Origin of the sequence: Lactobacillus sp. ESL0701 (assembly GCF_029433445.1) — a bacterium.
Lineage (GTDB): Bacteria > Bacillota > Bacilli > Lactobacillales > Lactobacillaceae > Lactobacillus.
This window is the reverse complement of record NZ_JAQTIC010000007.1, coordinates 58,622-76,045: the sequence shown is the minus strand read 5'-3', so window position 1 is coordinate 76,045 and position 17,424 is coordinate 58,622. Positions and strand designations below refer to the sequence as shown.

The following is a 17,424-nucleotide window of genomic DNA, read 5'->3' as shown; positions in this document are numbered from 1 at the left end:
ACTTGATTATTCGTTCCATTTTAAATAAAAAAGCATTCCAATCAAACTTGATTAGAATACTTTTTCAAATTAATTACTTAATATTACTTTTCTTAACTTCTCTATTTTGACCAATTAGATAGAACTTTTTACCATGAAGCGAAATTTGCTTCCCGTAAATTGTTATCTTGTGGTTCTTCTTCATAACCTTCTTTTCAACTCGTTGTCCATACTGATTATAAGTATATGCCTTGTACTTCAATCTAACTTTTTTACCAATAATATTACCTGAAGCAATATAGTAGTCATTAGCAACGGCAAAGTATTGCCGGCCGCCAATTATCTTCGTACCAAAGGTATTAACAATTGAACCAGCCTTCAAGATTACACCATTAGCCCGTTGACCTTGGGCATTATACAGATAGGCATCATGCATCACCTTCTTGGCAGTAGCACCTGCAGGAAGGGTTACTGCAGATGAGTTAGCAACTGCTTGGTGGTCACCAGTTAAGTTAGCAGCTCTGACATATTGATCCTTGCCAATAATGTAATACGACTTACCATGAAGTGAAACACTGCTGCCGTAAGTACGAATCATTCGACCTGCTCTAAGCACACGCTTATTAGTCCGTATACCATACTTATCATAAACATAAGCATTATGCTTAACTTGTCTTTGAGTACTAATTACATTGCCAACTGCCAAGTAATATTTACCTTTTTGAACAATGTAATATTTGCGACCATTGATTGTAGTAGTTCCGTAAGTTGCAACTACTGAATCTGCTCTTAAAATCGCCTTGCTTACCTGTTTACCTTCAGCATTATAAAGATAAGCATTGTGTTTCAAGGTTACATTAGTTGCTTTGTCTTTAGCAGGTGTCGGTGCTGGAGCAGGACTTGCAAACGGATAAGCAGCAGCTACTTGGGCAACGTGCTTAGAACTAGTAATTTGTGCTAATTCATTCAAAGCATCATCTTTAGCCTTATCAACACCAGGCTCGTCAGCCGCGTGATCTATCGTACCTTGGTTGCCATTAGTAGCAGCGACTAAATTATCAACTTCATCTTGCAAGTGTTGTTTAGCTGCTTCACTGCAGTCTAAGTGGTTAATCTTGTCCTTGGCTTTATCAGCAGCCCCTTGAACAGTTAATTTGGCAATTTCTTTTTCACCAGCCAATTCATGTTCTTTGGCTGCTTCTTTATCACCAGTTTGCAAATCATGCTTAATTTGCTTAGCTGTATCATCACGAACCTGCTGAACCTTGTCTTGATCGGCACCGCTGGCAACAGCTGTATCATGAGCCTTGTCAATCTGGACTACTTGATCATTATCAACAATGTTATTGATTGTATCTTTATCAGAATGAAGTCCCTTGATCTTATCAATAGCATCGTTTCGAGCAGCACTAACCCCAGTCGAACGCTGAGCTTGGTCAATTGTCCCATTATCAGCTTCGTTGGCTTCATCAAGCAAGCCTTGGGCAGCAACTAATAAGGCGTTTTTCTTATCCTTAGCAGTTTGTGAATTATCATTGGGCCACATTTGATCAATCTTCTTAGCTGCCGTATCGTAGGCACTTTGAACAGCACCTTTACCAATCGAACGTTCACCAGCTAGTTCTGACTTGTTAAGATCATCATCTGTATCGCCCGCTAAGTTATTCAGTGCTGCTTGATAACTTCTATCTAAGGCTGAAGTATCAGCATTAGCACCTAGTTTTTCTTTAGCTGCCTTATATACTGCCGTTAACTTGTCTGCAGCCTGCTTCTTTGCGCCAGCAACCTTAGCTGCATGATAGGCTTCCTTAATCGCATCTTGCTTGCCAGTAACATTATCACGGTTGGTATCGCTACTTGAAATCGCATCAAGCCCTGCTGAATTACTGCCGAGTTCTTCTTTAACAGTATTCTTCTCAGCTTCAACAACATTAGCTAAACCTGAATTTTCAGCAGCTGTGTACTTGCCATCAGTTACCTGATTAATTGCATTCAATGCATCTTGTTCTGCCTTGTCAATGGCAGCTGCTTCCTTACTCCCCTTTTTGGCGCCTAAATCTTGACGAGCTTTATCAGCGGCGGCAGAAATATCATCACGCGCGGTCTGCTTGTCTTTTCGTTCCTTTTGAACGGCTGAATTGCCGTTAACAATTGGTGCCAGTGAATTTTCATTATTGCTATCACTGTCATCTTTGAACTTATTAATTGCATTGATGGCATTGTTTTTAGCAGTATCAACGTCAGCAGCTGTATTGGCTTGATTAATTGAACCAGTATCAGCATTATTTGCCTGATCAACTTCATGTTGGATGGCATCCTTTATCGCTTGCTTTTCAGTATCAGTATAAGGAGTGCCATCTTTGTGATTAGTTAGCTTGTCAACTGCAGCAGCGGCATCTTGACCAGCCTGGATAACATCTTGCTTAGCCTTGTCTTTGGCATCAACCACAAGATTCTTATCAGTATTTAGTGCAGTTTGGTCAGTATCAGAGTTACCAGAACTATTTGCGGCAATCGTATCCAAAGCGTTATTTAAAGCGCCACTAACAATGGTATTATCTTTAGACTTAGATGCCCCTAGTTCTGATAAATCGCTTGGATTGGCATTAGCAGCAGCAATTGTCCCTGGCTTTTCAGCAGTCCCGTTTGCACTAGCAGCGTTTTGATCAATCAAATTATTCAAAGCAGCCTGCTCATCAGCAGTGTAAGCTGAGCCATCTTTGTGTTTCAAATGCTTAATATTATTTTTAGCAGCATTAGCAGCATCTTTGATGGCACCCTTGGCAATTTCCTGCTCGACCTTTTTAGCAGCTTCTTTAATAGCTGCAGCACTATCACCAGTAATCGGTGCATGATGATTGAACGCATTATCAAGATTAGTAGTATCTGCGCCATTAGGCAAATTGTTTTTAGCAGCTTGATAGACAGTTTGTAAATCTTTTTCAGCTTGTTCTTTAACACGATCAAGACTAACTGCTTGATCTTTAGCTAAAATATCTTCAATGCTGTCCTGATTTGTATAATCATCCTTAAGCTGGTCAATTGCGTGATCACGTGCAGTTGACGCCGTATCTGGTGTAACAGTTGCCTGATCAATTGCATCTTTACCAGCTGCTTGATTCTTAGCTACTTGATGTTTTAAAGCCTGCTTTTCATCAGCAGTATAACTAGTTCCATCTTGGTGTTTTAAGTTGTCAATTTGGCTATTTGCGTAACTAGCGGCATCATCTACTGCACCCTGATCAACATTCTTAATAGCTGCAGTTTGATCTTGAAGCGCATCATATGACAAGCCTGGTAATTTAGCTAATTCATGTTCATGAGCTTGATCAAGAGCACCACCTGGTTGATAAGCGTTGCCTAGCTTTTGCTTAGCGGCATTATAGGCGTCATCAATTGCTTGTTTAGCTTTTTGGCGGGCATCAGCTAAGGCTCCAGCATTTGCCGTACCGGCGGCGTTAACAATTTTATCAATGTCATTTTGCTTGGCAGTATCAATCTTATCTTGATTACCTGGCTGGTCACTGGCAGTTGGAACAACCCCATTGATATCGGCAATAGTCTTATCCGCATTTTGCTTAACTTGGTCTTTATAAGTTTGCTTCTGCTTATCTGTCAAATTAGTCTTGTCAATTGCTCTATTGGCTGCAGCTTCTGCATCCTCAACATCCTTGATTGCTTTTAACTTATTCAAAGCTGTTAACCCATCATCATAGGCATCTGTTGCAGCGGCAATTGTAGTCTTATGACCCGTTTGGGATTTATCAAGTTGAGCAATACTGTTATTTACTGTATCAATTAAGTCCTGGTACTTATCTTTCTGCTTATCAGATAAGCCGTTTTCAAGACCATGCCACTTATCACTCAAGTCCTTGTGAGCATTGTCAGCTTCATTATCAAACCAAGGATAATGAGCTGTATCTGGGTTTTCACTCAAAACGCGATTAATCAAAGTTTGATAGTCATGATTAATTTGTTTAACTGCTTCATTATAGGCATTGGCCGATAATTCCTGACCATTTTCATCTTTAGTAGCGCTATTTAAGCGGCTAACCATTTCATCATACAGATCTTGCAGCTTCTTATGAGCTGCAGTCTTTTGCTGACTAGTTAATTGAGAACGATCAATAATTTCATCAGCGTCAGCTTTTTCACTTGCTAATTGTTTTTGTGCTGCATCCCTGTCTTGATCCTTTTTAGAATCACTAACCAGTTTGTCAATTTTTTGTTTGGCAGCTGCAGTAATTGCTTCTGGCGAGTTAGCAGTTGCCGGATCTGTTGAAGGAGCATTACTAATATCTTGTTTAGCATCATGAACAATTTTATCAATTGCAGCTTGATCTACTGCTGGATTCTTGTCCTTAACACTTGAGCCATAATCATCAAGATCGTTAATGGCATGTTGTTTGCGACTATTCAATTTTGCTTCATTTAAAAGCCGGTCAATTTCAACTTCACCATAATCAGCCACCTCATTATTAGTTGGTTTACCTTGTTCAGCATTTGTAATGTTATTAAGAGCATTATCACGGTCTGCCGCACTTGGATTCTGCGGTAAGTTGGTATCGGTAATCTTATCAGCAGCCTTCTTACGAGCAGCTTCAATCTTATCTTGATAGTCTTGCTTTTCAGCAGCAGTTAATCCTGGTAAATCATTAATTGCTCCAGCCTGATCCTTGGCATGTTGATTTAATTTAGCAATTTCTTTGCTCTTTTCATTAGCCAAATCATATTTCCAAAGTGCTTTGTCAATATTGTTTTCAGCATTATGTTCGACTGTATCAAGGTCATCAGTCTTGCCTGCACCAAAAATATCTTCTTTGCCTTGATGAAAGGCTGCTTCAACTTCCTGCAAGGCATCGGCTAGGTCGCTATCACTTAAGTTAGGATACTTATCATGAGTTAATCCATTTTCAACATCTTTAGCATGTTCAGTAAGCCGATTAACAGCATCATTCTTCGAATTCCACCGATTAGTAAGCTGAGCCATCTTCTTCTTACCACTGACCAATGCATCATTCATATTATTAATGGCATTAGTTGCATCGCCGCGGTGAGAATTAATTGCATTGTTTGTACTATTTAAAATGTTGGCTACTTCATCTTTAAGATGCTTAATTTGCTCGGGAGTCATCCCCGGATGATCTTTTACATATTGGGCAATCTTGTCATTAGCAGCATTAGCGGCAGCGGCAATCGCATCAAGGTCAGCCTTTTGGGCTTCGTCTTTATTAATATTGCTACCATCATTATCTAATGCCAATTCGCCATTACCTTCAGCGCTTTGTACAGCATCTTGATCAGTAGCGCTATCAATCTGATTATTAGCAGCCGTTAAATCATGATCAATAGCTGTAAGCAACTCATCAGCTTGGGTAGAACTTAATTTACCAGCATTTCGATCATTGTTAATCTGCTTATTAAGCTGATCAGCAATTGCTTTTAGCCGATTTTTGGCATCAGTTTTTGCTTCTTGCAAGGAAGCGTCTTTGGCGCTATTAATAATATTATTAAAATTATTCTTAGTACTATCAACAATCGCATCAATGGCAGTTTGATCCTTAGAATTATCAACTTGGTACTTCCCACCATTAAAATCTTCAGAAGCAGCATTGTTAATTTGATCAATAGCTGCTTGCTTTTGCTTATTTGTTAGATTGGCATCATGATTAATCTTGTCAACAGCTTCTTGACGGGCTTGTTCAATCTGCTTCTTAGCATCATTTTTATGATCCTGCAATTTAGCTGCTTGCAATGCTTCATTAATCTTATTGATGCCAGCATCCCGATCTGTATGAATTTTATCGACATTATCATCCCCATTAACATTATCAACGTAATCATCATGAGCATCTTGAGCTTGCTGTTCATACTTAGCTTTTTCAGTACTGCTTAAATTAGGTAATTTGTCAATTTCATTAATGGCGCCATCAGTTGTACTATCACCATTCAAAGCTTGATTTACATTTTTAATAGCTTCTTGTTTAGCATTATTGATTTCTTCTTGGTGATCTGAATCAGCAGTATTCTTAATCCCATCAACAAGCTTGTGATATTTAGCAACGCTAGCTGCAACTGCTTCTGGTGTCTGATCATCAGCAACTTCATCGCAGCCATTAGCTACCAACTTATCTACCTGATCGCGATACTTACCTTCTGCTGGCAATTGGTTTTTAATTTGCTCACCATAATCATGGAGTGCTTGCTTGCCCTTCTCTTTAGTTGAAGCTAAGAAGGCTGATTTTTTAGCTTCAATCACGGTAAGTCTGGTTTGATTAGTTGCTTGGTTAATCTCATCTGGGGTTTTAGCAGCAGTAACATCATTATGCCCTTGGGTTCTAGCCGCTTCAATGTCTTTATGAGCTTGGTCGAATGCTGGCTTAGCTACTGCCTGCTCTGCTTCATTCAAACTATTCCATTCATCATCAAGAGCACTATTCGCGGCATCACTGTTTTTATCAATCTTATTATTTGCTTGCTGCTTTAAGCCATCGAGATAATCTTTATTTGCGGCGGCTTCGGCAGCTGCAATTGCATCTAAACCTGTTTTCTTTTCATTGTTAGCAGCATCGAGATTATTTGCGCTATTAATTTTTTCTTTAGCAGCATTAGCAGCTTGATTAATAGCTTGATAAGCAGTCTGCTTCTGCTGGTCACTTAAGTCGGACTGATCAACGCGATCATTAGCAGCTTGGGCAGCATTAGCAATATCCTGTTTGTCATTAGTCTTAACTTGATCTAAACCCTGAGCTTGATTAAGGATATTATCCATAGCATCAACGCCGTCTTGAGTATCCTTATTAACCTGAGCTGTAGTTGCAGGAGTAGGATTTTTAACATGATTAAGAGCGGCATTATAAGCATCATTAACATCCTGCTTTAATGCGTCTAAGCTAGCTTGATCAAGATTTTCTAAACCATCTAATGCTTGATCAACACGAGATTTTTCAGCGTCAAGCTTTTGCTTAGCAGCATTCTGGGCATTTTGTAAATCGGCATTATTAGCAATAGTTGCAAGGTTATTTTGTCCAACTTGCGAAGCTGTATTGGCATCAGCTGGCGTCTTGGTACTATTAACAGCATCATGAGCAGCATCTAATGCATCATCAACATCCTGCTTAAGCTTATTCTTCTCATCAATACCAAGGTTAGGCAGACCATCAATATGATTCTTAATATCAGTCGCAAGATTATCTAAAGCATTATTTGCCTGATCATGGGCATTAGCTAAAGCTGTATCATCAATTCCATTGACAACATTATCCATCTTGTTAATTGCTGTATCTTGAGCCAATGAAATGTCATTAGAATCCTCAGCATTATTAATATCTGCAACACCATCATTGTAAAAGCCATCAATCTTATCTTTCATGGTCTTTTGCTGCTGCGGTGTTATCTTGCCGTCTTTAGCAGCTTGATCGATTGCATTTTTATCCTGATCGCGCTGCTTGCCTAAGGCATTAAGTGCAGCCGACTTATCCGCTTCAAGATCAGCCTTTCCTGCATCACTACCCATTGTAACTGCACCATTTTGCCCAGCATTAGTAATGTCTGTATTATTGGTGGCAGTATTGATTGCATTCTTAGCTGCTTCGTAATCTTGGTCAATTTGATTAAGAATACTATTTTTCTTTTCTTGACTAACTTGATCATCAGAATACTTATTAACGCGATCATGAGCCTGCTGTTTAGCAGCAGCCAAGTCTTGCAAAGCTTGTTGGCGCGCTGCTTCAAGTTCCTTACCATGGCCAGTATCAATTGAACTAGCATTATTTAGAATATTATCAAGATTCTTTTCAGCCGTATTTTTATTAGTATCAACATCAGTGTCTTTACCATTTAAAATACTGTCTGTACCTTGTTTAGCAGCATCATTAGCTTGTCCAATCAAATCTTGCCGTTCCTGCTCACCTAGATGAGGGTACTTCTGGTGATCATTAATGTCGTTAATTAGCTGATCGCGTTTTTGATTAACTTCATTTACTGCTTGCTGCTTTTGATCGTTATTAGTTGCAGTCAATAATAAATGATTAAGATCGGCTAAGCCATCTTGCAGTGCATTCTTAACGCCGTCTTTATCATTAGCTGCATTCACATGATCTTGCGAGCCATTATCCGTAGCATTATGAAGCAGATCTTTTGCTTGTTGTTTAGCAGCAGCTAGATCATCACCAGTTAAAGTTGGTAACTTATCAAGCGCGTCTTCAACCGCTTGTTCTTTATCAGCCAGTTGCTGAGCAGCATTTTTCTTAGCAGCAGCTAAAATATTGTTCTTAGCTGTTTCTTCAGCATTAGCAATGTCGTTATCAGTAGGAACGTTTGCATCAGAATTAATCTGATCAATAGCATTATCACCAGCTATTGTTGCCGCAGCAATATCAGCATCAGAACTAATACCTAAATCATGCTTAACATCTTCTGCATACCCGTCAAGATCTGACTTACCAGCTGCACCATTGATCTTATTAATTGCACTCTGTTTGCGATGATTAATCTCATCTGGATTATTATCAATATTAGGGTCATAAATTGATGATTTGTCGTTATTGTCAGCTTGCTCATTTAATGCAGCATTCTTAGCGGCATCAATTTCTTGATTGTACTTATCTTTTTGCTTCTGAGTAGCATGTGACTTGTTAACACGATCATGCGCAGCTGCAGCTGCATTTTCAATTTCTTCTTTAGCACTATTATATTTAATAACGTTGTCAACTGCCGTTTTACCCTTGTTAAGAGCATCAGTAATTGGCGTTTTTCCTGCTTCATTCTTAGGAGCCTTGAAAATATCTTTAGCAGCAGCAATTAAAGCGTGATCAACTTCAGATTTATTCTGTTGATTATTATTAGCAGCATCTGCAGCATATTTTTCTAATTCTTTTAATGCAACAAGCCGATGATTAACATCATCAAGCAAGGCTTGCGCTTTTTGGTGGGCAGCATCAGTTGCAGCACCATCTTTACCCTTATCAATTGTCCCAGCATCTGCTGGATCATCAGCAGTTACTTGGTCTTGACCTTTAGCAATTGCTGCTGCTTCAGCTAGTTCATTAGCTAAGTCGTTAAAACCATTGGCAATATCAGAATTATTACCTGCGTTATGATTATTTAATAAATTTTGAACATCAGCAAGTTCTTTATTTAAATCATCACGTTGCTGGTTGATGTTATTTTGCAGACCTTGCTTATAAGTTTTCACAGCATTGTCAATACCAGCAATTCCAATTTGGTCATCAGGAACATTAGCGCGGTTAGCATCAGTTGCTTCAACAGGATGAGCAGGATCAGTAATACTATCTTGCAAGTTGCTGTCATTAGTTTCAGTTTGAATAACAGCTTCTTGTTTGGCAGAAGCAGCATTAATTTCAGTTGCTAATTTTGGATATCTCTTAGTGACGCTGTCACGATAATTACGTAAAGCAGAAGTTGCTCTAGCTTTACGATAGGTCGTATCAATTCGCTTATAAGCAGCTAAAATTGCCGCGCTATTATTAAACTCAGTTCCGTCACCCTTATAAGCTAAGCCTTCAAAGCTACTGGCACTATCAATGGCATCTTGATAAGTTGACTTTTGTGAATCTGACAAATTTAACTTGGTAAAATCTGTATTTGCAGGAGAATGATAATTCTTAAGGGCATTTTGAACCGCCTGTTGGTAATCTGCCAAAATACCTTTTTTAGCAGTTGTTTCTGCCGCGTTAACTGCTTCTTGATCGGTCGCATTATCAATTGCCGCAATTGCGTTTTGAGTAGCAGTAGATAGTGTTGTGTCATCAGTTACTTGGGCATTATGCAAGTCGTTCTTAGCAGCTGCCAAATATTGTTGGACATCACCGTATGCTTGAGACTTAGCGGCAGTGAGATTAATCTTGTCTAGAGCTGCTTGCTTACGATGGTTAATCTCACTAATATCATTGTTAGGATTATAAATTGAAGCGGGATCAGCAGCCTCTGCTGGTGTTTTTAACGCATCCCCATATGCATTATTAATTGCATCTTTATAATCTTGATATTTTTGCTGGTGTGCTGGTGTTTGGTCTGGATCTGCTTTAGCCGCCGCATCAACCTTATTAAGGGCATCTTTAGTCGCTTGATTAATTGCTCCTTGAGCCGCACTTTGAGCATCTTGAATTGTAAGAATATCTAAGTCAAGCACGGCTGGTGCATCTTGGGGACCATAACTAATGAAATTAGCAGTTGGTGTTAACTTGATAACATCGCCTTTTTCCAAGCCAGCAGTAAACTTGGCTGGTAAAGTAAAACTAAAGCTACCATCTGGATTAACCTTAGCTGCAAAAGTCATCTTCTTAGGTAAATCAGGATCGCTGTCTCTTGATGGATAAGTTACATTGATCTTATCGGTTGAAAAGCCGTTATGCATATCCGCAAGATCAGTATTACCGTAAGGATCATCGCTAAGTTTTGAATCAGCCCAAATTCCCTTGCTCTTAGACTGAGCATTATTTAAAATTTCCGCGGTAATGTAAACATAAGTTCCACCCGGTAAAATTCCTTGGAATATACCGTCACTTGTCGGGCCATCCTTTGTTTCAGTATAATTAACGACTTGACCACTAACTGTTCTTGAACCATCATCAATTTCGGGTTTAGATACATGAGCATTGATAATATTCAAAAAGCCATCAGGATTAGCTGGACCAAAGGCAATGTTGTTATAACCAGGGTTAGCCGAATTCAGAAAGGCTGCTTCAATAATCTCCGCAAAAATTTCATCAAAAGTCTCATCTTTAAAACTGTCTAATTTGTCACCAAAGCCGGGAATCTTACTAAGCATTGCACCTAATTGCGGATCCTTCTTTAAAGCATTAATAATATCACCGGTTAATTTTTTCTTACCATTAAGTAATTCAAGCTGGTCAACCAAAATTTGGTTCATGCCATAATTATCATAATGATGAACTACTAACTTATGAAATGGTGGCAATGACAGGTTCATGCCACCAAGATTTAAGTTTTGGCGTACATTTTGAATAATAATCTTGTTACTGCCAACAATCGCTGTATCTGGATTGGTATTTAGGTGCGCGTCTAAAATCAGTGAAGATGGGTTGTTGACCGTGAGTCCTGCTGCAGAAGAATCAATTAACGTAATTTTACCAGTACCACCTGTTGCGGCACCTTTATTATCTGTACCACTAGGATCCGTGAGTCTAATGTTAAAAGCACCGTTTTCTAAATCGGCTTTACCCCCAATTGAAACCAAAGTTCCCGAGTAACTTTGCATATTGGTACCAGTGATATTCAATTCAGCGTGGGGATTAATTACTAAATTACCACGATCATTGATTAAATTGCCGTAAGAGCTAATGTCGCCATTCGTATTAATATTGACCGTACCATCAACGCTAATTGTCCCCCCAATAACACTAAGATCAATCGCGGTAGCACGATGACGATCAAGGTTACCATTAAAAGAAGTAAACGAGCCATTTTCGTCGGCACCGACATTAATTGTTAAAACAGCATCTTTGTTAACAATAATATTACCGTAGCCATTACGAAAAACAATTCCGCTGGCTTTAGTTGTACCTTCGGCATTTTCATCCCATTGACCCGGATTTTTACGCGGATTTAAAGTAACATGTGCCCCTTCTTTAATGATAACCTGGCTAATCATACTAATTGGATTACCATTAGCATCTAAGTAATAATTGTCAACGGCATTAGCATTGCCAACATTGTTATTCATTTGAATAACATTACCATCACTAGTTGATAGAACAGCATTCGCATTTGCTTCAAAAGTGATCTTTTCACCGTTTTCAATTAATTGAAAGGCCTGTTGACCATTGCCGCCTTCAGTTAACCAATTAGCCGTATCCGTACTGTCCAAGGGATTTTTATATGAAGCAACTACATCAGCGATAAAGTTGTTTTTAATATGGACATCTGTATATTGTCCAGAATATAGTACCTGACTGCCAGTATATTGGACATTGTCAAAAGTGACTCTTGATGGACTGTTAGTCTGATCAATTGTGTTCATAACACTCAGATAAGTCTGAGAATACAGACGCAAGTTTTGGTAAGTAATATCCATCTCACCTTGCTGGCTGTTGTCTTGATCTTCAGGATCATACATTCGAAAATCAATAATATAACCACCATCAGGAACCTTACTGCCACCAGACCTAATAATAATTTTACGTGCTGGCATAGTGATTCGATTTTCGAAAGTCATTCCGGGAATACCTGGTGCCTGAAGATTATTAATGACTTCAATGTCATGAATATTCTTATTAGTCAATGCAGCTTGAAAGTCTGTCCAGTTGGCAACATAAACAGTCGCATCAGTAGTATCCGCAAATGACTTGCCATCTTTGGGTTGTTGAGACTCGGTATTAAAGGTCAATTTATCTTGCTGATTAGTAACTTTATTCTTATTATCCGTTGCTGCAGTCGAATTACCTACACTGGCTGCTGTATTTGGCTTAACCGGATTGTCTGAAGTAATATTATCTGTTGTACTTGACTTAGAATTATCACTAGTAGCAGCTGTATCTCCATTTGCTGTGCTACTTTCATTAGCAATTGGTTGATTAACCGGTTTATTTGCCGTAGGTGTTTGATCTGCAGTACCATTAGCTGCAGCAATTGGCACATTACCAGCAGGCTTGGAATCATTAACTTTGTCTGATGCAGTATCATGATCATCATCGCGCAAGAATTTACTTAATTTATCATAAGTATCAAGTTTTGCTGCAGGCTTAGACTGAGCAGCAGGTGTTTGCGACCCAGTAATATTTTGTTCAGCATCTGAAGCCGCACTATTTGCCTGAGAATTTTGTCCAACTTCCTTAGCCTGAGTGCTAGGATCGACTGTATCAGCTTGAACATTTTGTCCACCCATAGTGAAGAAAGTGAAGCCCAGCAGCACTGAAGTTGCCCCAACACTTAATTTTCGAATCGAAAAACGGTCCTGCTTAGCTTGCATGTCCATTTTATTAATTCTTTCAGAGAAATTGTTTTTTCCTAACATTCTACCCCTCTTTATAAAAAAGCATATAAAATTTAATAGTTACATTAACAAAAAGTTATTTTATAACGAGGTTTGTAGGTTGTACACTTTATTTATCCGAAATTCAAAGAGGATATTATTGTTTAAAGAATGTAAAACAATTGTAATAACATCTTTTCCCTTACTTTTAAGCAATATAAGCAGTTAATACGTGATAATTTCACTTTAATATAACTAATTCCAATATAATATATAATTATATTTATAAAATAATAATTATATTTTTAAAAGAATAAAATATACAGTTTTAATTATTGTATAGCCTAGGCAATTACTAAAACTGCCAAACAAAATCAAATCAATATGATTTAAAAACTAGGTAGATTTTCGAACTAATTATTAGCATTAATTCACAGATTACTACTGAAGGCAAAAATAATTAAAAATTTTTGTTGCAATTAGGAATTTTTTACTCTATAATAGTTAATGTTCTGTTGAGGAACAAACAAACATACAATGGTCTGGTAGCTCAGCTGGATAGAGCAACGGTCTTCTAAACCGTGGGTCGTGGGTTCGAATCTCACCCGGATCATTAAATAGAAAAAGCAGTTAAGATTACGATGCAAGAATCTTAACTGCTTTTTTGTTTTTAAAATTATTAAGTACCTATTGACTAAAAAGCGTATACTACAATTACTACCCAGATTAGGAGGAAAATTTTATGGAAATTACCACTAGCCCAGCAAATCTACTATTGAATTTGCTACTATTAATCATAACTTTAGCTCTTGGCTTATACCTCTTATATCCTTTCTATGATTTTTTCAAAAAGCGGCGGCAACATCAGCCTCCTAAATACAAAACTTTAAGAATTTGGCTCAGTAGCTTATTTGGCATTCTGTTTCTGCTGTATTCAATTAACGAAGTCGATGTAGTCATTACCATATTTCAATACCTTCACAACTAAAAATTTGCCATGAAACAACTGACCTTGAACGAATTTAAGCAAAAATATTTTTATAAGACCGAACTTCAAGACTTATGCAGACAATATGGACTGCCAACTTCTGGAACCAAAGCTGAACTTAATTCCTATCTAGAAGCTTTTTTATCTGGCATACCTAAAGAGCAGATTAAGCCAGCCAGAAAAAAGCAGCAGGTGCGGCAATTAACAGTAAGTGAAATTACTTTGACAACGCCAATTGTTGACTCCGGCTTTTCCTTTAATGATGCCAGTCGGCAATTTTTTGCTCAATACTTTCATATTGAGCATTTTTCCTTCAAAAAGGAAATGGCGATTATTAAGCGTGCAGCCGAGGCACGCCAGGATACAGACATGACCGTTGCCGACCTAATTACCCAATATCAAGAATTAGCTTCAGTTAAGCAGCACCAACAGATTGTTAACCGCACTGCTGAAGAACAGACTTATCAATGGAATAGCTTTGTCCGTGACTTCTGCCAAGATCCAGTTAGTCAACAGTTCAATAATAAGCTAAAGGTTGCGGCTATCTTATGGCACCACGTTAAAAATTCAGCTAAACCTAAAAGATTTACGTCTGACTTAGTTAAAACTTATGCCGCAGAAATTAAGCACTTCAAGAAAAATAAATAGGAACCTCCTGATGTAGGAGGTTCCTATTTATTTACTATTTTTTAAAAATTGTTGGCTTACCCAATGCTGGTTCAGTCATCATTTCCAACCCATTCTCGGTAAACTTGAGCGGCAATAAAGTATCATAAATTTTAATTTCGACAAACATCTCGCCTTGCTCATTAGCGATAATTGGGAATGGCCATGGACCAATTGCTGCCATCAGTTTGCCATTCTGCTCACTAATTGTGACAATGCCATAACCAGGATTACGGTAATCGCCCAATAGCTCCTGCTTAGCCTCAACAGGCTGCGGCTTATCGCCTTCTGCTTCACTAAACTTACGCTGTTTAGTTGCCAATCTTTGCGCCATAAAGTCCGAAGAAGCTTTAATCCAGTCATGCTGCGAAAGCCCGGCAAAGGTATCAATCGTTTGATATGCCAAGGCAAAAATCGCATCAGTAGAATCCAAGTTCATTGTGGAAACAAAGGCCAAATCAAGCTCTGGAACAAAACCTAAGAATGAACAGTAGCCAACATATGAACCACTATGGAACAAATACTTATAGCCGTGGTAGTCTTCCATCATCATGCCCAAGCCATAATTAGAGAAGTGCGCGCCACCATAAGAACGATCAACTGGCATAATTGATTGTGGTTCATAGCGCTGCATGGTAACGCCTTTACCAGATTGTGCAGTCTTCAACTGGAATTTACCCCATTCGAGCAAATCGGAAATACTTGCAAGCATGCTGCTAGCGCCGCCAACCTTGCCCGGCGCAATAAACGGTACTTCACGCAAGTTGCCATGTTCTAATAAATATGGCTTGGCAATCCTATTGCGCTCACATTCATGGTGATTAATAAACGTATTCTCCAAGTGCAGAGGCTTTAATAAGTTCTCACGAATGTATGAACCATAGTCTTTGTTAATTACCTGCTCCATTACATAAGTTGCCACCGCAAAAATCAAGTTGCTGTACTGCATTTCAACACGTAATTCATGGTTAGGCTCTAAGTGACCAACCGCTTCAGCCTTTTGCGCTAATGTTAAGTCCTGCTTATTCCAATTAGTGAACCGCATCCAATCATGAGCTGGCAAACCACTCTGGTGACTCAAGGCATCCCGCCATGTCAAATGCTCGGCAACATACGGATCAACCATGTTAAATCCAGACCAATACTTCTTAAGTGGCTCATCCAAATCAATCTTGCCTTCATCAGCCAACTTGCAAATCGCTGTTGCCAAAAAAGTCTTCGAAATTGAAGCAAGAGGATACAACGTATCTTGCTCAGCATCGCCATAGACGTGACTGTAAGTTTCCCCTTTGTAATAAATTCCCAGACCCAAACTTGGCAAACGGAAATTCTGACGGATTTTTTCAGCATAATTATCGATTTCTTGGGTTTTCATTAACTAATTCCTCCTTATATTATGTTCAAATTATAGCATTTATTATCTACTTTAAATTAAAATTTTCATAAAAATTTTCTTTTTGATAACTATTGAAGCTTAGCTAGTAAACTCATGCTATCTTCAACGAGTTTAACTTTTTTGCAATTTTACTTGCCTTTTTATAAATACTTTAGTATGATACTGATTAAATATTTATGAGAGGTAGCCAATGATGACGACGAGTAAACAATTAAATCAACTACAAGTTAAATATTATTTTCGGTACTTTAGCAATTTGATCTGAGTGCCGTATTTGCCATTACATTAGGACACGCAGGTCTAGTATATCTGACAACTGCGCGTCCTTAAGTACTTTCTTCTAAAAGCTCACACAGTTGTCGTCCTGTGTGAGTTTTTTATTTAGGAGAATGATGTCAATGAAAACTGTTAAAGAAATTGTTTTAAATACTTTAAACGGCTTATCCACGGGAATTGTCGTTGCGTTAATTCCCGGAGCCTTAGTCAACCAGCTAGTCAAGGCACTGGTGCCGACTTGGTCGGGGCTGAGTTTTATTCTAACCTTAACTGCATTCGCGGCGGGACTTTTGCCCGCAATCAGCGCGGTGTGTGTAGGTATGACTGGGAAATTAACTCCCATTCAAACATCTTCTCTAGCTTTAGCTGCAACTGCTGGCGCCGGTAATTTCGTAATGAAGAATGGTAAAATCACCGTCAACGGCAGCGGAGACGTCATTAATACAGCCATTACTATCATGATTGGTTATGCCGTGGTTTTATTTTTAGGTAAAAAACTCAAGGCCTACACGATTTTATTAGTTCCGCTATTAGTATTGATAATTGCTGGTGGTCTTGGCAGCCTGACTAAAATTCCAGTTGGTCAATTAACTGCCTTGATCGGTATCGGCATTGAGCACTTAACTAACCTGCAGCCGATATTAATGGGGATTATCATGGGGATTATCTTTGCCTTACTAATTGTCTCGCCAATTTCTTCAGTTGGGATTGCCACAGCCATTAGTCTTGCTGGCATTGCTTCCGGTTCAGCTAATCTAGGCATTACAGCTGCCAGCTTTAGTCTAGCAATCTTTGGTTGGCAAGCCAATTCTATTGGTACTTCAATTGCTCATTTCCTAGGCTCACCTAAAATGCAAATGGCAAACCTAATGACTAAACCTAAGCTGCTGGTACCTGTACTAATTAATGCCGGAATAGCCGGTGGTCTGGGAGCAATTTTTAAAATTGGCGGCACACCAATGAGTGCCGGCTTCGGCTTTTCTGGTTTAATCGGACCACTGGCTGCAATGGCTTCTCGCCCAGCAAATGCAGCTAATATTATCTTGATAACCATCCTTTTCGTAGTCGTGCCTGTTAGTCTGGGATTATTAATGAATTACATTTTCAACCATCAATTACATTACTTCACTAGTAAAGACTTTGAATTAGATTTCAGTTAATGAT

The 17,424-nt window shown here is 38.7% G+C and carries 4 protein-coding genes and 1 tRNA gene; 3 read left to right on the top strand and 2 right to left on the bottom strand.

The genetic code is table 11. The features are described 5' to 3' along the window. Nucleotides 1-73: 73 nt before the first annotated feature. Nucleotides 74-12,976: an SLAP domain-containing protein gene (locus PT281_RS06605; protein ID WP_277153115.1), complete on the bottom strand. Its 12,903-nt coding sequence runs from the start codon at nucleotides 12,974-12,976 to the stop codon at nucleotides 74-76. A gap of 497 nt (nucleotides 12,977-13,473) precedes the next feature. Here PT281_RS06605 and PT281_RS06600 point away from each other — a divergent pair. Continuing rightward, nucleotides 13,474-13,547: transfer RNA gene (locus PT281_RS06600), tRNA-Arg, on the top strand. A gap of 384 nt (nucleotides 13,548-13,931) precedes the next feature. Beyond that, a complete protein-coding gene (locus tag PT281_RS06595; RefSeq protein ID WP_277153113.1) occupies nucleotides 13,932-14,570 on the top strand; it encodes an SAP domain-containing protein in 639 nt (212 codons plus the stop codon). Between the two features lie 34 nt (nucleotides 14,571-14,604). Here the strand turns inward: PT281_RS06595 and PT281_RS06590 are convergent, their stop codons facing one another. Beyond that, on the bottom strand, nucleotides 14,605-15,963 hold the full coding sequence (locus PT281_RS06590; protein ID WP_277153111.1) for a serine hydrolase domain-containing protein: 1,359 nt from the start codon (nucleotides 15,961-15,963) through the stop codon (nucleotides 14,605-14,607). Nucleotides 15,964-16,382: 419 nt separating this feature from the next. Here PT281_RS06590 and PT281_RS06585 point away from each other — a divergent pair, with 419 nt between their 5' ends. After that, entirely contained in the window at nucleotides 16,383-17,420 is a 1,038-nt protein-coding gene (locus PT281_RS06585; RefSeq protein WP_277153109.1) for a PTS sugar transporter subunit IIC, read from the top strand. Nucleotides 17,421-17,424: the final 4 nt, after the last annotated feature.

Excerpts from the sequence above, each read along its gene's own strand:
- PT281_RS06595 (WP_277153113.1), top strand. The coding sequence starts at position 13,932 with ATGAAACAACTGACCTTGAACGAATTTAAGCAAAAATATTTTTATAAG.
- PT281_RS06585 (WP_277153109.1), top strand. The coding sequence starts at position 16,383 with ATGAAAACTGTTAAAGAAATTGTTTTAAATACTTTAAACGGCTTATCC.
- PT281_RS06605 (WP_277153115.1), bottom strand. The coding sequence starts at position 12,976 with ATGTTAGGAAAAAACAATTTCTCTGAAAGAATTAATAAAATGGACATG.
- PT281_RS06590 (WP_277153111.1), bottom strand. The coding sequence starts at position 15,963 with ATGAAAACCCAAGAAATCGATAATTATGCTGAAAAAATCCGTCAGAAT.